The sequence below is a fragment of the Mycobacterium sp. E787 genome, assembly GCF_001668725.1.
In the GTDB taxonomy this organism is placed as follows: Bacteria; Actinomycetota; Actinomycetes; order Mycobacteriales; family Mycobacteriaceae; genus Mycobacterium.
Genome location: NZ_LZKL01000059.1, coordinates 22,672 through 39,867, shown reverse-complemented (window position 1 = coordinate 39,867; position 17,196 = coordinate 22,672). Strand labels below are relative to the sequence as shown.

General features: G+C 70.0%; 14 protein-coding genes. 8 read left to right on the top strand and 6 right to left on the bottom strand.

Annotation, left to right across the window (positions count from 1 at the left end; translation table 11 throughout):
- The 4 genes from A5705_RS28125 to A5705_RS13150 all read left to right on the top strand — a co-directional run.
- Positions 1-816: hypothetical protein (locus A5705_RS28125; protein WP_197521265.1), on the top strand; the 816-nt coding region annotated here is incomplete at its 5' end.
- Positions 817-875: 59 nt separating this feature from the next.
- A complete protein-coding gene (locus A5705_RS13160) occupies positions 876-4,223 on the top strand; it encodes a DUF2126 domain-containing protein (protein ID WP_068277957.1) in 3,348 nt (1,115 codons plus the stop codon).
- Positions 4,223-6,841 carry a circularly permuted type 2 ATP-grasp protein gene (locus tag A5705_RS13155; RefSeq protein WP_067879277.1) on the top strand — a complete coding sequence of 873 codons (2,619 nt, stop codon included), beginning with the start codon at positions 4,223-4,225 and terminating at the stop codon, positions 6,839-6,841. Before A5705_RS13160 ends, A5705_RS13155 begins: the two co-directional genes overlap by 1 nt.
- 221 nt (positions 6,842-7,062) lie before the next feature.
- The gene (locus A5705_RS13150) at positions 7,063-8,625 is read left to right on the top strand and encodes an FAD-dependent monooxygenase (RefSeq protein WP_068277954.1); all 1,563 of its coding nucleotides are present in this window, start codon (positions 7,063-7,065) and stop codon (positions 8,623-8,625) included.
- Positions 8,626-8,632: 7 nt separating this feature from the next.
- Here A5705_RS13150 and A5705_RS13145 read toward each other — a convergent pair whose 3' ends face one another.
- Positions 8,633-9,013 carry a nuclear transport factor 2 family protein gene (locus A5705_RS13145; RefSeq protein ID WP_067879283.1) on the bottom strand — a complete coding sequence of 127 codons (381 nt, stop codon included), beginning with the start codon at positions 9,011-9,013 and terminating at the stop codon, positions 8,633-8,635.
- 150 nt (positions 9,014-9,163) lie between these two features.
- Between A5705_RS13145 and A5705_RS13140 the strand changes: the two genes are divergently transcribed.
- The 3 genes from A5705_RS13140 to A5705_RS13130 all read left to right on the top strand — a co-directional run bounded on the left by A5705_RS13140 (position 9,164) and on the right by A5705_RS13130 (position 11,502).
- The gene (locus A5705_RS13140) at positions 9,164-9,907 is read left to right on the top strand and encodes an SDR family NAD(P)-dependent oxidoreductase (protein ID WP_067879286.1); all 744 of its coding nucleotides are present in this window, start codon (positions 9,164-9,166) and stop codon (positions 9,905-9,907) included.
- 30 nt (positions 9,908-9,937) lie between these two features.
- Entirely contained in the window at positions 9,938-10,825 is an 888-nt protein-coding gene (locus A5705_RS13135; RefSeq protein ID WP_068277951.1) for an ABC transporter substrate-binding protein, read from the top strand.
- A gap of 101 nt (positions 10,826-10,926) precedes the next feature.
- Positions 10,927-11,502, top strand: a complete 576-nt coding sequence (locus tag A5705_RS13130; protein ID WP_068277948.1) for a PE family protein — start codon at positions 10,927-10,929, stop codon at positions 11,500-11,502.
- Positions 11,503-11,504: 2 nt separating this feature from the next.
- Here the strand turns inward: A5705_RS13130 and A5705_RS13125 are convergent, their stop codons facing one another.
- Together A5705_RS13125 and A5705_RS13120 are read right to left on the bottom strand one after the other, a co-directional pair.
- Complete coding sequence (locus tag A5705_RS13125) at positions 11,505-12,560, bottom strand: putative zinc-binding metallopeptidase (protein ID WP_068277945.1); 1,056 nt, start codon at positions 12,558-12,560, stop codon at positions 11,505-11,507.
- Entirely contained in the window at positions 12,553-13,485 is a 933-nt protein-coding gene (locus A5705_RS13120; RefSeq protein ID WP_067879296.1) for a transglutaminase family protein, read from the bottom strand. The genes A5705_RS13125 and A5705_RS13120 overlap by 8 nt, the downstream gene beginning before the upstream one ends.
- A gap of 71 nt (positions 13,486-13,556) precedes the next feature.
- On the opposite strand from A5705_RS13120, the gene A5705_RS13115 reads away from it, so the two are divergent.
- Positions 13,557-13,946: an MmcQ/YjbR family DNA-binding protein gene (locus A5705_RS13115; RefSeq protein WP_067879300.1), complete on the top strand. Its 390-nt coding sequence runs from the start codon at positions 13,557-13,559 to the stop codon at positions 13,944-13,946.
- Here A5705_RS13115 and A5705_RS13110 read toward each other — a convergent pair.
- The 3 genes from A5705_RS13110 to aspS are packed head-to-tail and all read right to left on the bottom strand — an operon-like array spanning position 13,941 to position 17,195.
- Entirely contained in the window at positions 13,941-14,969 is a 1,029-nt protein-coding gene (locus A5705_RS13110; RefSeq protein ID WP_067879304.1) for an aromatic acid exporter family protein, read from the bottom strand. The two genes, A5705_RS13115 and A5705_RS13110, sit on opposite strands and share 6 nt — an antisense overlap.
- Positions 14,970-14,973: 4 nt before the next feature.
- On the bottom strand, positions 14,974-15,408 hold the full coding sequence (locus tag A5705_RS13105; protein ID WP_068277942.1) for a nitroreductase family deazaflavin-dependent oxidoreductase: 435 nt from the start codon (positions 15,406-15,408) through the stop codon (positions 14,974-14,976).
- On the bottom strand, positions 15,405-17,195 hold the full coding sequence (gene aspS / locus A5705_RS13100) for an aspartate--tRNA ligase (RefSeq protein ID WP_156763109.1): 1,791 nt from the start codon (positions 17,193-17,195) through the stop codon (positions 15,405-15,407). Before aspS ends, A5705_RS13105 begins: the two co-directional genes overlap by 4 nt.
- Position 17,196: the final 1 nt, after the last annotated feature.

Sequence of the window (17,196 nt, the reverse complement as noted above, 5' to 3'; positions counted from 1 at the left end):
GCCCAGCTGAACGCCTCACCCACGCTGTACTGCGGGCCCGGCTACGGCGCCCCATCCGCACCGCCGGGCCCGCAGTACAGCGTGGGTGAGGCGTTCAGCTGGGCGTGGGGCAAGTTCTCGCAGAACTCGGTGCCGTTGATCGTGGCCACCTTCATCTACGCGGTGCTGTTCGGCGCCGCCTACGCCCTGATCCCCGTCGGCGGCAGCATGGGCTCGACCACCACCACAACCAACTCCGACGGCTACGCCACCACCACGGCGAACATCAGCGCCAGCGGGTTGGCCCTCATGATCGTCGGCTACATCCTCGTCTACGCGGTGGGCATCTACGCCCAGGCCTCGTTCCAGTCCGGAGCCCTCGACATCGCCGACGGCCGGCCGGTCGGCGTCGGCTCGTTCTTCAAGCCGCGCAACCTCGGCCCGGTGATCCTCGCCGCGATCATCGTCGGAATCCTGACCTCGATCGCCTCGGCGTGCTTCGTCCTTCCCGGCCTCATCGTCGGCATCTTCGCGCAGTTCACCATCCTGTTCGTCATCGATCGGTCGCAGAACGCCATCGAGGGGCTGAAGTCCAGCTTCACGACCGTCTCGTCGAACTTCGCCAACGCCCTGCTGGCGTGGCTGGTGCAGCTGGCCGCCGTCGTCATCGGCGCGTTGCTGTGCGGCGTGGGGCTGCTCGTCGGCGGGCCCCTCGCCGTGCTGGTCCTGACCTACACCTACCGCAAGCTCTCCGGCGGCCAGGTGGTCCCGCTGCAGCCGGGCGGCTACCAGGCCGGACCGCCACCCGGCCCGCCGCCGGGCCCCCAATACGGTTAGGCCCCGCCGCCGAATCTCGCCGCGCTGCGACCCTGTGGCGCTTGTGATGAGATCAGCGGATGAGCATCAAAGTTGCGCTGGAGCACCGCACCAGCTACACCTTTGACCGCCTGGTCCGGGTGTATCCGCACGTGGTGCGGCTGCGCCCGGCGCCCCACTCCCGCACGGCCATCGAGGCGTACTCGCTGCGGGTCGAGCCGAGCGACCACTTCATCAACTGGCAACAGGACGCGGTGGGCAACTTCCTTGCCCGGCTGGTGTTTCCGAATCCGATGAACCGGCTGACCATCACCGTCGGGCTCATCGCCGACCTCAAGGTGATCAACCCGTTCGACTTCTTCATCGAGGACTGGGCCGAGACCTGGCCCACCGGCGGGTGGACCTACCCCAGGGAGCTGGCCGACGACCTCAAGCCCTACCTGCGACCCGTCGACGAGGCGGGTGACGGCTCGGGCCCGGGCGAACTGGTGCGGTCGTGGCTGCAGAACTTCACGGTGCTCGACGGCACCCGCACCATCGACTTCCTGGTCGCGCTCAACCGCGCCGTCAACGCCGACGTCGCCTACAGCCTGCGGATGGAACCCGGCGTGCAGTCACCGGATTTCACGCTGCGCAACGGGGTCGGCTCGTGCCGGGACTCGGCATGGCTGTTGGTGTCGATCCTGCGGCAACTGGGGCTGGCCGCCCGGTTCGTGTCCGGCTACCTGGTGCAGCTGGCCTCCGACGTCGAGGCGCTCGACGGGCCGTCGGGGCCGGCCGCGGACTTCACCGACCTGCACGCGTGGACCGAGGTGTACATCCCCGGCGCCGGATGGATCGGGCTGGACCCGACGTCGGGGCTGTTCGCCGGCGAGGGCCACATCCCGCTGGCCGCCACGCCGCACCCGGCGACCGCGGCGCCGATCACCGGCGGCACCGAGCCGTGCGAAGCGACCCTGGAGTTCTCCAACACCGTGACCCGCGTCCACGAGGACCCGCGCGTCACGCTGCCCTACCCCGACGAGGCCTGGCGGACCATCTGCGACGTCGGGCGGCAGGTCGACGACCGGCTGGCCGCCGCCGACGTCCGGCTGACGGTCGGCGGCGAGCCGACGTTCGTGGCGGTCGGCATCCCCCCGGAAGGGTCGGTCGAGGAGTGGACGACCGCCGCCGACGGCCCCCACAAGCGGCAGCGGGCGTCCGACCTGGCCGCCCGGCTGAGACAGGTGTGGGCCCCGCAGGGGCTGATCCAGCGCGGGCAGGGCAGGTGGTATCCGGGAGAGCCGTTGCCGCGCTGGCAGATCGCGCTGTACTGGCGCACCGACGGGCGACCGCTGTGGACCGACGGCGCGCTGCTGGCCGATCCCTGGGACGGGGCGCCGGGCCTGGTGCCCGCCGACGCGGCGCACGACGTGCTCGCCGGGGTGGCCGACGGCTTCGGGCTGCCGCCCTCGCAGGTGCGGCCCGCCTACGAGGACCCGCTGGCCCGGCTGGCCGCCAAGATGCGCACGCCGCACGGCGACCCGGTGGACCCGGACGACGACCTCGCCCCCGAAGCCGACACGGCCGCGGGGCGCGCCGCGCTGCTGGCGCGCCTCGACGAGTCCACCACGGCCCCGGCGGCTTTCGTGCTGCCGCTGCACCGCCGCGACGACGACGCGGGCTGGGCCAGCGCGGACTGGCGGCTGCGCCGCGGGCGGATCGTGCTGCTGCAAGGCGATTCCCCGGCGGGCCTGCGGCTGCCGCTGGATTCGATCAGCTGGCGGCCCCCGCGCGCGAGGTTCGACGCCGATCCCCTGTCCGCCGGCGACGCGCCGCCGCCCGAGCCCGACTGCGCGGAGGTCGTCGAACCCGGCGGAGCGCCGCCGACCGCCATGGTCGCCGAGGTCCGCCATTCGGCTCACGGCGGCCTGCTGTACATCTTCCTGCCGCCCACCGAGGCCCTGGACCACTTCGTGGACCTGGTCGCCCGCGTCGAGGCCGCGGCGGCCAAGGCGGACTGCCCGGTGGTGATCGAGGGCTACGGCCCGCCGCCGGACCCGCGGCTGAGGTCGGTGACGATCACCCCGGACCCCGGGGTGATCGAGGTCAACGTGCCGCCCACCGCCAGCTTCGCCGAACAGACGCAGCTGCTCGAGGACCTGTACGAACAGGCGCGGCTGGCCCGGCTGGCCACCGAGTCGTTCGACGTCGACGGCACCCACGGCGGCACCGGCGGCGGCAACCACATCACGCTGGGCGGGGTGACGCCGGCGGACTCGCCGCTGCTGCGCCGCCCCGACCTGCTGGTCTCGCTGCTGACCTACTGGCAGCGACACCCGTCGCTGTCCTACCTGTTCGCCGGGCGGTTCGTCGGCACCACGTCGCAGGCGCCGCGCGTCGACGAGGGCCGCGCCGAGGCGCTGTACGAACTCGAGATCGCGTTCGCCGAGATCGCGCGGCTAGGGGGCGGCGGGTCAAAAAACACAGCGAAGCCGTGGGTGACCGACCGCGCGCTGCGCCACCTGCTGACCGACATCACCGGCAACACCCACCGCGCCGAGTTCTGCATCGACAAGCTGTACAGCCCCGACGGCCCCCGCGGCAGGCTCGGGCTGCTGGAGCTGCGCGGCTTCGAGATGCCGCCGCACCTGCGCATGGCGATGGTGCAGTCGCTGCTGGTGCGCTCGCTGGTGGCGTGGTTCTGGGACGAGCCGCTGCGCGCCCCGCTGATCCGGCACGGCGCCAACCTGCACGGGCGATACCTGTTGCCGCACTTCCTGATTCACGACATCGCCGACGTCGCCGCGGACCTGCGCGCGCACGGCATACCGTTCGAGACCAGTTGGCTGGACCCGTTCACCGAATTCCGCTTCCCGCGCATCGGCACCGCGGTCTTCGACGGCGTGGAGATCGAGCTGCGCGGGGCGATCGAACCGTGGAACACCCTCGGGGAGGAGGCCACCGCCACGGGCACCGCCCGCTACGTCGACTCGTCGGTCGAACGCATCCAGGTCCGCATCATCGGCGCCGACCGGCACCGTTACGTCGTGACGGCCAACGGCTATCCCGTGCCGTTGCTGGCCACCGACAACCCCGACATCCACGTCGGCGGCGTGCGGTTCAAGGCCTGGCAGCCGCCCAGCGCGCTGCACCCGACCATCAGCACCGACGTCCCGCTGCTCTTCGAGCTGGTCGACCTCACCACCGGGACGTCGCGCGGCGGCTGCACCTACCACGTCGCCCACCCCGGCGGCCGCGCCTACGACGAGCCGCCGGTCAACGCCGTCGAGGCCGAGTCGCGCCGCGCCCGCCGCTTCGAGGCGACCGGCTTCACGGCGGGCAAGCTCGACCTGGCCGCCATCCGGGAGCGCCAGGCCCGGATCTCCACCGACATCGGCGCGCCGGGCATCCTCGACCTGCGGCGCGTCCGTACCGTGCAGCAGTGATGGCGCTTCCCGACACGGCACTGGACGGCGGCGGCCGCTACGACGCCGACCGGCTGCTGGCGGGGTACCGGACCGCGCGGGCGCAGGAGGCGCTCTTCGACCTGCGGCAGGGCCCGGGGGCCGGTTACGACGAGTTCGTCGACCGCGAGGGCAACGTCCGGCCGGCGTGGTCGGAGCTGGCCGACGCCGTCGCCGACCGCGGCCGCGCCGGGCTCAACCGGCTGCGCTCGGTGGTGGACAGCCTGATCGACAACGACGGCATCACCTACACCGAGGTCGACGCGGGCCACGAGCCCCGGCCGTGGCGGCTCGATGCGCTGCCGATCGTGCTTTCCGCCGCCGACTGGGACGTCCTGGAGGCCGGGCTGGTGCAGCGCTCGCGTCTGCTCGACGCGGTGCTGGCGGACCTGTACGGGCCCCGCACCCTGCTCACCGAGGCGGTCCTGCCGCCGCAGCTGGTCTTCGGCCACCCGGGTTATATCCGCCCCGCCAACGGGATCGAGGTGCCCGGGCACCACCAGCTGTTCATGCACGCCTGCGATGTCAGCCGGCTGCCGGACGGCAGCTTCCAGGTCAACGCCGACTGGACCCAGGCGCCCTCGGGCGCCGGCTACGCGCTGGCCGACAGGCGCGTGGTGGCGCACTCGATCCCCGATGTCTACGAACGGATCGCGCCGCGACCGACCACGCCGTTCGCGCAGGCGTTGCGGCTGGCCCTCATCGACGCCGCGCCCGACGTCGCCCAGGACCCGGTCGTCGTGGTGCTCAGCCCCGGCATCTATTCCGAGACCGCCTTCGACCAGGCGTACCTGGCCACCCTGTTGGGCTTCCCGCTGGTGGAGAGCGCGGACCTGGTGGTGCGCGACGGCAAGTTGTGGATGCGCTCGCTGGGCACGCTCAAGCGCGTCGACGTGGTGCTGCGCCGGGTCGACGCCGAGTACACCGACCCGCTGGACCTGCGCGCCGATTCCCGGCTGGGGGTGGTCGGCCTGGTCGAGGCGCAACACCGCGGGACGGTGACCGTCGTCAACACGCTGGGCAGCGGCATCCTCGAAAGCCCCGGGCTGCTGCGGTTCCTGCCCGGGCTCGCCGGGCGGCTACTCGGCGAGGAGCCGCTGCTGCGGACGGCGCCGGTCTACTGGGGCGGCATCGCGGGCGAGTGCTCGCACCTGCTGGCCAACCTGTCGTCGCTGTTGATCAAGTCCACCGTCGGCGGCAAAACCTATGTCGGGCCGACACTTTCGTCGGCGCAACTGACCGAGCTGGCCGCGCGCGTCGAGGACATGCCGTGGCAGTGGGTCGGCCAGGAGCTGCCGCAGTTCTCGTCGGCGCCCACCGACCATGCCGGGGTGTTGTCGTCGGCGGGTGTCGGCATGCGGCTGTTCACCGTGGCCCAGCGCGGCGGCTACGCGCCGATGATCGGCGGCGCCGGCTACGTGCTGGCCCCGGGGCCCGCCGCCTACACGCTGAAAACCGTTGCGGCCAAGGATGTCTGGGTGCGCCCCACCGAGCGCGCCCGCGCGGAGACCGTCACGCTCCCGTCGGCGCCGCAGCCGGCGAAGACGGCCGCGGGCACCTGGGGCGTCAGCTCGCCCCGCGTGCTGTCCGATCTGTTCTGGATGGGGCGCTACGGCGAACGCGCCGAGCAGATGGCCCGGTTGCTGATCGTCGCCCGCGACCGCTTCCACGTCTACCGCCACCACCAGGACACCGAGGAAAGCGAGTGCGTGCCGGTGCTGATGGCCGCCCTGGGCCGGATCACCGGCAATGACACCGGATTCGGCGGCGATGGCGCGGAGATGATCGCCGTCGCCCCGTCGACGCTGTGGTCGCTGACCGTGGACCCCGACCGGTCCGGGTCCCTGGTGCAGTCGGTCGAGGGCCTGGCGCTGGCCGCCCGGGCGGTGCGCGACCAGCTGTCCAACGACACTTGGACCGTGCTGGCCGGGGTGGAACGCGCGCTCGCGCTGCGCTCCGAGCCGCCGGACTCGCTGGCCGAGGCGGACGCCCTGCTGGCGTCGGCCCAGGCGCAGACGCTGGCCGGGATGCTGACGCTGTCGGGGGTGGCCGGCGAGTCGATGGTGCGCGACGTGGGCTGGACGATGATGGACATCGGCAAGCGCATCGAACGCGGCCTGTGGCTGACCGCGCTGTTGCGCGCCACGCTGACCGACGTCCGCAGCGCGCCCGCCGAGCAGACGATCATCGAGGCGACGCTGGTGGCGTGCGAGTCGTCGGTGAGCTACCGGCGCCGCACCGTGGGCAACGTCAGCGTGGCCGCCGTGGCCGAGCTGATGCTGTACGACGCCGGCAACCCGCGGTCGCTGCTGTATCAGGTGGAGCGGCTGCGGACCGACCTCAAGGACCTGCCCACCGCGTCGGGGTCATCGCGCCCCGAGCGGGTGGTGGAGGAGATCGGCACCCAGTTGCGCCGGTCCCACCCCGAGGAGCTGGAGGCGGTGAGCGACGGGCGCCGCGCGGAGCTGGCCGAACTGCTCGACGCCATCCACTCCGAGCTGCGCGATCTGGCCGAGGTCATCGCCGAGACGCAGTTGCGGCTGCCCGGCGGCATCCAGCCGCTGTGGGGTCCCGACGAGCGCCGGGTCATGCCGGCCTAGATCAGCCTTTACCGATAAGCGTCGCGGGCGTAACGTTCGCGCGTGCCGGCGACCGCCGGCTTCACCGCTCGTCCGGGACGTTGCAGCCTTTGGGGGACTCGAGATCCCGGCGTTTGCCGCACCGGGTGTAGTCTTTCGCTTTGCTAACGAAATGCCGTGGAGGTGCTCCTGATGGCTCGTGTCGCGGTGATCAAGAATGCCAAGGAGATTGGGCGTGCCAAGTGATTGACGTTGTGATCGCCGGGGCGGGCCCGGACGGGTTGATGCTGGCCTGCGAACTGGGATTGGCCGGCATCAGGCCGGTGGTGTTGGATCCGATACCCGGGCCCAGCCCGCAACCGAAGGTCAACCGCATCGTTGGCCAAGCGGCCCGGATCCTCGATCATCGAGGTCTCTACGGAGCGCTCGCCGGGGCTTCGGATCCGCCGAAACCCGTTTCGGATTACATGTTTGCGGGCTTTCCGTTGGACCTCGCGGCGCTACCGGACTCCCAGCTCTTCATCGTGCCGGTTCAGCAGCAGGGGCTCGTTGAAACGCTTTGCGAGCGGGCCGAGGGATACGACGCGGAAATTCGCTGGGGTCACGCCGTGACCGGTTTCGATCAGCAGGACGAAAGCGTCACAATTCATGTCGACGGGCCGGACGGTGCCTACGACATGACGGCCGAGTACCTTGTCGGCGCCGACGGCGGCACCAGCAAAATACGCCATCTCGCCGGCATCGACTTTCCCGGGATGTCCTCGTACGACTTGGTCATCCGGATCGGGTTCGACGTCGTACCGCCGGACGAATTGATTGAACGGATCGGCGGGGAGCCTTACGTGCCCGGCTCCGGCCATCTTCCACCCCAGCGGTTCTTTCGAACTGACCGAGGCGTTTTGGCGTTCGGCGCGATGGGGAGCCGCGTCGCGGTGCTGACGTTCGAACTGGACAGCTCACCCCGTGAACAGCGGGGCGACGACCCCGCCGCCGGCCCACCGATGGACCTGCCCGATCTGGAGGCCAGCGCCGCACGTGTGTTCGGCGCAGAGGTGCCATTGCGTTTCATTTCGCCCGACACGCCACCGGACCTGCGCCGGTTCGCCGGCATCAACTCGAGGCTCGCGTCTCGCTACCGGGTCGGCCGCGTGTTTCTCGTCGGCGACGCCGCACACGTTCACTCACCGATCGGCGGACCGGGGCTGAACCTTGGTCTGCAGGACGCGGTGAACCTCGGCTGGAAGCTCGCAGCGGTGCTGAACGAGCGCGCGGACGTTGAGCTACTCGCCACTTACGAGAGCGAGCGCCGGGCGGCCGGGGAGCGGCTCATCATGCAGAGCCGGGCCCAGTTGGCTCTCTTTCGCCCGGGGGCCGAAGTCACAGCGCTGCGCGAACTTTTCGCCGAACTGCTTAGAGACACCGATACGGTCAGGCGGATCGCCGACCTGCTCTCGGGCGCCGACAATCGCTACCCCATGGGCACGAACAGGCATCCACTCGTGGGACGGTGGGTGCCCGACTTCGCCGTCGCGAGTGCCGCCGGGGACCGGCGCATTGCGGAGCTCGCCCGCGACGGACGCCCGTTGCTCGTGGACCTCACCGAGAGGGCCACGGTCGCAAACGCATTCAGCGATGTTGGTGAGCATCTCACACTCGCCGCCGGACGGCCCGTCGGTGAGATAGCCGCGACGGCCGTGCTCGTGCGCCCCGACGGTTATGTGGCATGGGCGTCGTCGCAGAGCAACCCCGACGTCGACGAAATTCGGACACTGCGCGACGCGCTCGCGCATTGGTTCGGTATCTAGCCGACTCTCAGCCAATCCGTTCGACCCATTGGGCACGGGACGGCCCGGGCTCGAACGGCGCGCCGAAGTACTGCGTCTCTCGGACCACCTCGCCATCCTCGAATTCCATGATGCTGACCACGTAATTCGGTTCCCCGTCGTATGTCAGGACGAGTTCGCTGATCCAGAGGTCGCCGCCACCGAGCATGCGGCGCAACGTGAAGCGCTTCGCGTTCGGCTGGGCGGCACGCGACGCCTCGATACTGCTTCGGCCACGGATGCGCTCGCCCGATTGCGGATACTCGAGGACCGCGTCAGCGCGATAGATTCCATGCTCCGTTGCAAAGTCGTTGGCATCGGAGGCAGCCCAGTGCCGCTGTAAGGCGACCCGCAACTCGTCATCACCCATGGCCGTGATCCTCTCCTGAACGAGGGCTTTACCCAAGTGCGCCGCCAGAGTAACGTTCGGCTTCGCCAGCTTACGCCGTCTCGCCGGCACGCGGAGCCGTCACATGTCCGCAACGTGTCCGGACGGTGAACACGGACAGAGGTACTACCGGTGGATCGTGTCGCGATAGTTACGGGAGCCAGCCGGGGTATCGGCGCAGCGACCGCAATAGCTCTGGCGGAAAAGGGCTTTCGGGTGGTGATCAACTACCGGTCAAGCGCGGAGGAAGCAGAAGAGGTCGTCCGGTCGGCGACCGCCGCGGGCGGTGAGGCCGTGGCTATCCAGGCCGACGTCACCGCGCCCGGCGACGTCGCCGCGATGTTCGAGCAAGCCGAAAGGCGGTGGGGCCGGGTCGACGTGCTCGTCCACAACGCGTTAATCCCTTACGTGGTAACGTCGTTCGCCGATCTGAGCTGGGAACAGCTCGGCACCAAACTCGACCGAGAGCTCCACGCCGCATTCCTGGTAACCAAAGCCGCTGTGCCGGGCATGGTTTCCCGCGGCTACGGTCGGCTTGTCTACCTCACCACAGTGCTGTCCCGACGACCACGTCAAGGCATGGTCACGGTGGGCACCGCCAAGGCGGCAATGGACCAGTTCGTCCGCTACGTCGCACTGGAGCTGGCACCGAAGGGGGTCACCGCCAACCTGGTGTCGCCGGCCACGGTCGGCGATCCGACCGCGCATGCGCTCTTGACGGCCGAGGAGGTGGGCCAACTCGGCGCAACCAATCCGATGGGACGACTCGTCAGTCCTGAAGAGGTCGCCGAGGCTGTGGCTTTCCTGGCGGGTGAAGACTCCGGTTTCATCACCGGTCACTGCCTGGAGATCAACGGCGGCCTTGCGATGGATTGACGGGACCGAAGGGGGCTGTGCGCTGTGCATATGATCGATCTGGCCTATGTCGGGCGTGGTGTCCATGAGGAGTTGGTCGCCTACGTTGCCGACCAGGAGGGATTTTACGAGCAGGAGGGTGTGCACGTCGCCATCCGCGACGGGATCGGCTGGACGGCAGAGCGACTGCGCCGGGGCGCCGTGATCGGCCTGGGCCGGAGCCTCCAATCGCGGCTGACTGACGGGATCGGCTGGACCGCGATCAGCGTCAACACCGATCGTCCGCTGTTCTGGTTCCTCGGCGGCCCGCAGGTGGCGTCCATGTCCGACCTGGGCGGGCGGCGCCTGGCCGTCCACGCTCCTAAGAGTCCCCCCGGGGCTTTCGCCCGGATCGTCCTGCGTAAGCACGGCCTCGATCCCGACGGCGACGTGAATTGCGTTGTGCGCCATCCGGGTGACTATCAGATGGACCTGCGGCGCCTTCGGGACGGCTCGATCGACGCCGCATACGTGGGCAGCACGCTGTCGCCCGAACAGGTCGCCGACGAAGAGGGATTCCACCTGCTGGCCTGGGTCGGCGACCACTTCCCGATTCCCACCGTGGGTGTGGCCGTGGACCCGGCCCACATCCCGTTGGACAGCCCCGCTGTGCAGGCACTGGTGCGGGCCAACCAGCGCGCGCTACGCACCCTGGCCGAAAATCCGGGCCGCGCTGTCGATTACATCGCCTCGTTCCTGGACCGGCTCACGTGTGCCGAAGCGCAGCAGTACTACGACCGCTACATCGGGCCGTACTTTCTGCCCGACCGTCGGGTGGACCTCGACATCGCCCAACAAGCCATCGATGCGGTGGCCGCAGAGTTCGGTGTCGCCTCGGTCGCCGCCGACGAGATGTATGGGCCCGCGTCCAGCCCGGCCGGCCAGGCGCCCGGCGCCTGAGCCCCCGCCGACAGGTAGCGGACTACTCGTGCTTGTCCGGCCATTTCCGCCTATGCTTTGCTGCCAGACAGCCGGGAGTTTGGCCCAATAGGTGGACAGACATGCCGTATGTGATCGCAACGCCAGACGTCATGACGTCGACGGCCCACGCCGTGGCAACCATCGGCTCGGATCTCGGGGCGGCCCATCTCGTGGCGGCTGCCCGGACGACGTCGGTGGTCCCCGCAGCCGCCGACGAGGTCTCGACCGCCATCGCTCAGGTGGCCTCCCGGCACGCGGCGACGTATGAGGCGCTGGCCAGTCAGGCGACGGCCTTCCACGACCAGTTCGTGCAGCACCTGACGGCCGCGGCGTCCTCGTATGCCGGCGCCGAGGGAGCCATCGCGGCATCGCTGCAGGGCCTGGATGCCAACCTGCAGCAGGTGCTCAACTCGTTGAGCCTTGGCGCGCAGAACCTCGCCGACAACATCGTGGGCGCCGTCGGCATCGGCCTGTTCGCGGTCGGCGCCGGATCGCTCATCGCGCTCGTCACCGCGATTTTGTTGGCGAGCTACCTGCAGGCCGCGTTGCAACACTTCCTGACCACCGGGCAGGTGCTGACCTTCTCGGCGTTCATCACGCCGCTCATTCAGATGGCGTTCCGGGACGCTTTCCCGTCCGGCTACCCTGTTTTTTAGCCCTACCCCGCGACCGCCTGCGGTCCGCCCAGCTCCGAGGTCACCTCGTCGATCACGTCGTGGATGAACTGCATCTTGTCCAGCACGGCGACCGGCAGCACGAACGGGTACAGGTCGTCGTGGCCCATCGAGCGGTTCACCATGTTCAGCGACCACGACAGCGGCAGCCACATCTCGATGATGGTGGGAAAGGCGCTGGGCCCCAACGGGGTACGGTCGAAGGTGGCCGACGCCGGCGCGAACGCGCACCACGCCGAGGTGTCCAGGGTGTCGCGGATGTGCAGGTAGTGCGCGAACGTCTCGGCCCAGTCCTCGGCGGCGTGCATCGTCGCATACGACGACACGAAGCTCTCCTGCCAACCGTTGGGCGCGCCCTCGTTGTAGTGCCGGTCGAGCGCCTCCTGATAGTCCGCGTCGGGATCGCCGAACAGCTCGTTGAACCGCGCTACGTACTCGGCCGACGGGGTGATCAGCCGGTAGAAGTAGTAATGCCCGACCTCGTGGCGGAAGTGGCCGAGCAGCGTCCGGTACGGCTCCTCCATCTCGACCCGCAGCTGCTCGCGGTGCACGTCGTTGCCTTCGGCCAAATCCAGTGTGATGATGCCGTTTTCGTGGCCGGTGAAAACCTTCTCGTGGGCGCTGGACAGCAGCCGGAAGCCCAGCCCGTACTCCGGGTCGCGGTCGCGCCCGATGATCGGCAGCCTCATCTCGTGCAGCTCGGCGATCAGCCGCCGCTTGGCCGCCTCGGCACGGGCGAACGCGGCCAGGCCCTCGGTGTCGGTGTCGTTGGGCCGTTCCAGCGTGAGCGCGCACGACGTGCACAGGCCGCCGGGCAGGTTGGTGGGCACCAGCCAATTGCATTCGGCCAGATGACGATTGGCGCACAGCTCGTATTCGTCGGCGCTGACGAACCCGGCGCGGTCGCCCTCGTCGCCGGTGGCGATGACCAGCAGCGCCATCTGCTCCAGGGAGAACCCGAGCGCGCCACCGCATGACAGGCACGCCGAGTTCTCGAACGTCAGGCGCTGTCCGCAGTTGGGGCAGTGGAAGTCACGCATGCAGCACGTCCCCCTCGAAGGGCACCACGTCGACGGCGACGTCGATCACGCTGTGCTCGGAGTTGGTGTAGATGATGCCGCGCAGCGGCGGGACGTCGGCGTAGTCGCGCCCGCGCCCGACGATGATGTAGCGCTCGTCGACCAGCTGGTCGTTGGTGGGGTCGAGGCCCAGCCACTCGAACCGGCCGGGCTCCTGGGGGGTCCACACCGCCGCCCAGGCGTGGGTGGCGTCGATACCGATCATCCGATCCTTTCCCGGGGGCGGGTCGGTGGCCAGATAACCGGACACATAGCTGGCCGCCAGACCGTTGGCGCGCAGGCAGGCGATCGCCAGCCTCGCAAAGTCCTGACATACCCCCTCCCGGGCCGCCAGAACCTCGTTGACCCCGGTGGAAATCGTCGTCGACCCCGAGCGGTAGGTGAAGTCGGCGAAAATCCGCGACGCCAGGTCGCGCAGCACGTCCACCAGGGGGCGCCCGGACGCGAAACTGGGCGCCGCGTACGCGCGCACCTCGTCCGTGATCTCCGGCGGGTTCAGGTCGAGGGCGAACTCCGTCGCCAGCGCTCCCCTGCGCCCGGCCGGCCGGGCGGCCTCCCACGGCTGCACCGCCGGCCCGCTGCTGTACCGCTCCGGCGGCGGCGGATACACGTCGACGATGGAGTCGCTGGTGATGGTCAGGGCCCGGTGCGGCTCGGTGACATGAAAGTACGAGCTGACGTTGCCGTAGCTGTCGACGCTGGTGGAGCTGTCGGTGGGAGCCGGGTCGATGGTCAGCGCATGCGCGACGCAGCGCTGGCGTTGCGAGTCCCGCGGGGTGAGGAAGCCGCGGCCATAGGAGCTGGTCACGACGTCGGAATAGCGGTACTCGGTGCGGTGGGTGACCCGGTGCCGACGGGCCTGATCTCCCGGCAAGGCTTCTGACACAGGCTGATCCCATCACACCTCGTTTGCCGATCGCGAGCCAAGCGAGCCATATCGGGAGCACAATCGAAGGCGTGGCCACGTGGAGCGACGTCGCCCGCATCGTTGGTGAGCTGGCACTTACCTCCGAGCCGTCACCTCATGAGTGGCGGGTCGGCAAGAAGTTGCTGGCGTGGGAGCGGCCGCTGCGCCCGTCGGACCGCGAGGCGCTGGCGCACAGCGGCGTCGAGCCGCCCGACGGGGACATCCTCGGCGTGCGGGTGTCCGACGAGGGCGTCAAGTTCGCGCTGATCGCCGACGAACCGGGGGTTTACTTCACCACGCCGCATTTCGACGGCTATCCGGCGGTGCTGATCAGGCTGGATGAGATCGCGGTGCGCGACCTGGTGGAGGTGATCACCGAGGCGTGGCTGACGCAGGCGCCGAAGAAACTCGTCCAGGAGTACCTGGCCGATTCACTATGACCGCAGGTCGATGACCGTTTGCAGGTCGTCGACGCAGGCCTGGACGACGTCGGCGAGCACCACCTGCGTTCTCTCCCGGGCGCCCTCGTGCAGCTGCGAGGCGAGGTGGCGCGCGGACGCGACGTAGGCGCACGCCCCGGCTGGGTCGGACTCGGCGAGGGCCGTGGCGGCCGCCAGCACCACCAGCGCCTTGTGCACGGGCTGCGGAAGCCGGTCGCAGCGGCCGTCCACACCGGGAGCGACGGCTCGGGCCAGCTCCAGCACCGAGCCCGCGAGCAGCGCCACGTGCACGGCCTGGTGATCGGCCGCGCGGACCGAATCGCGCAGGCCGAAGCGCCGCGGCGCGACCCGCACGACCTGACGGGCGGTGGTGCGCGCCTCGACGAGCCCGCCGAGCTGGGCGTGCACCCGGTCGACGGCCGACAGCGGCCAGTCCGCCGGGGCCTCCCGCCGCCCGGCGGCGAAGTCCGCGGCCCGCGACAGCACACCCTGCAGCACCCCCAGCACGCCGACGCGGGCGGCGTGCAGCAGCCGGCGGGGGTCGGCGGGGAACAACAAAATCGCGAACACGATCGCCACCACGCCCCCGAGCAGCGCGTCGTAGAGGCGTTCCAAACCGATGTTGCTGCGGTAGAGGGCAAGCACCAGGATCGCCGAAACGGCCGTCTGGTTGGCGAACATCATCCCGTGCCCGATGTAGCCGTGGCCGATGAACACGGCGGCCGACAGCGCGAGCAGCGCCGCGATGCCGATCGCGAGCGCCCCCGGCCCGAGCAGCTCCTGCACGACGCTGCCGACCCCGATTCCCAGGGTGACGCCGATCATCATCTGGATGGCGCGTTGCGCGCGCAGCACGTTGCTGATCGACAACGAGACGGCCGCGGCGATCGGCGCGAAGAACGGCTGCGGGTGACCGAGCACGTCGTGGGCGAGGTACCAGGACAGGCCCGCCGCTACCGACGTCTGCACGAGCGTGAACCACACGGCGCGGAGCCGTTTGATGCCCGCGCGCGCGGCGTTCACGGCGTCAGGCCGGGCGCAACTCGAACAGCGGTATCACCCTGCTGGTCTTGGACTGGTACTCGGCGAACCCGGGCGCCGCGGCGGCGACCTTCTCGAAGAGCTCATCGCGTTCCGCGGGTGGCAGCTCGTGGGCGGTGACGTCGAACGCGTCCGTACCGATCTCCACGTGCGCCGCCGGGTTGGCCCGCAGGTTGTGCACCCAGGCCGGGTTGACGGGGGCGCCGGCGAACGAGCCGATGATGATGAGCTTGCCGTCGATGCGGAAGTAGGCCAGGGGGTTGACCCGGGGCTGGCCGGACTTGGCGCCCGTCGTCGTCAGCAGCAGCAGGTTGGCGCCCTCGAACTGGCCGCCGACCTTGCCCTCGTTGGCCCGGAATTCGTCGATGATGCTCGTGTTGAACGCGTTGATGGTGCCGGTGTCAGGCATTTCTTCGGTCATGCCCGCTCAACCTTCTCCGGCTTGGCGTCTATTCCGGACTCCTTGCGCTGCTGGGCGGTGATGGGCGCCGGGGCGTTGGTGAGCGGGTCGACGCCGCCGCCGGTCTTCGGGAAGGCGATCACCTCGCGGATGGAGTCGACGCCCGACAGCAGCGCGTTGATCCGGTCCCAGCCGAACGCGATGCCGCCGTGCGGCGGCGCGCCGAACATGAACGCCTCCAACAGGAATCCGAACTTCTCCTCCGCCTCGGCCTTGTCCAGACCCATCACCGCGAACACCCGCTCCTGGATGTCGCGGCGATGGATACGGATCGAGCCGCCGCCGATCTCGTTGCCGTTGCAGACGATGTCGTACGCGTCGGCCAGCACGCTGCCGGGGTCGCTGTCCACCACGTCGGAGTACTCCGGCTTGGGCGAGGTGAACGCGTGGTGCACGGCCGTCCACGCCCCCGAGCCGACCGCCACGTCGCCGGCCGCGGTCGCCTCCTCGGCGGGCTCGAAGAGCGGCGGGTCGACCACCCACACGAACGCCCACGCGTCCGGGTCGATCAGGTCGAGCCGCTTGGCGATCTCGCCGCGGGCCGCGCCCAGCAGCGCGCGCGACGACTTCGGCGGGCCCGCCGAGAAGAAGATGCAGTCGCCGGGCTTGGCCCCGACGTGGGCGGCCAGGCCCTCGCGCTCGGCGTCGGACAGGTTCTTGGCCACCGGGCCGCCCAGCTCGCCTCCGGAAGCCTCGTCGCCGACCAGGACGTAGGCCAGCCCGCGGTGGCCGCGCTGCTTGGCCCACTCCTGCCAGCCGTCCAGGGTGCGCCGCGGCTGCGAGGCCCCGCCGGGCATGACGACCGCGCCGACGTACGGCGCCTGGAAGACGCGAAAGGTGGTGTCTTTGAAGAACTCCGCGCACTCGACGAGCTCGAGCGCGAACCGCATGTCGGGCTTGTCGGAGCCGAACCGCCGCATGGCGTCGGCGTAGCTGATCCGCGGGATCGGGCGGGGAATCTCATAGCCGATCAGCTCCCACAGCGCGGCCAGGATCTCCTCCGAGATCGCGATGACGTCCTCGGCGTCGACGAAGCTCATCTCCATGTCGAGCTGGGTGAACTCGGGCTGGCGGTCGGCGCGGAAGTCCTCGTCGCGGTAGCAGCGGGCGATCTGGTAGTAGCGCTCCATCCCGGCCACCATCAGCAGCTGCTTGAACAGCTGCGGGCTCTGCGGCAGGGCGTAGAACGAGCCGGGGTGCAGGCGGGCCGGCACCAGGAAGTCGCGCGCGCCCTCGGGCGTCGAGCGGGTGATCGTCGGCGTCTCGATCTCGACGAAGTCGTGCCGCGCCAGCACCGCGCGCGCGGCGGCATTCACCTTGGAGCGCAGGCGCATTGCCGCGGCCGGGCCGTCGCGGCGCAGGTCGAGGTAGCGGTACTTCAGCCGGAGCTCCTCGCCGGCGGGCTCGTCCAGCTGGAACGGCAGCGGCGCGCTCTCGCCCAGCACGGTCAGCGCGGTCGCGTTCACCTCGATGTCGCCGGTCGCGATCTCCGGGTTTGCGTTGCCCTCCGGGCGGATCTCGACGACGCCGGTGACCGCGACGCAGAACTCGGCGCGCAACCGGTGGGCCTGGGCCAGCACGTCAGACGTGCGGAACACCACCTGGGCGATCCCGGACGCGTCGCGCAGATCGATGAAGATGACCCCGCCGTGGTCGCGGCGGCGGGCCACCCACCCCGCGAGCGTCACCTGCTGGCCGGCGTCGCTGCTTCTCAGTGCACCGGCGGCGTGGCTGCGCAGCACGAACACT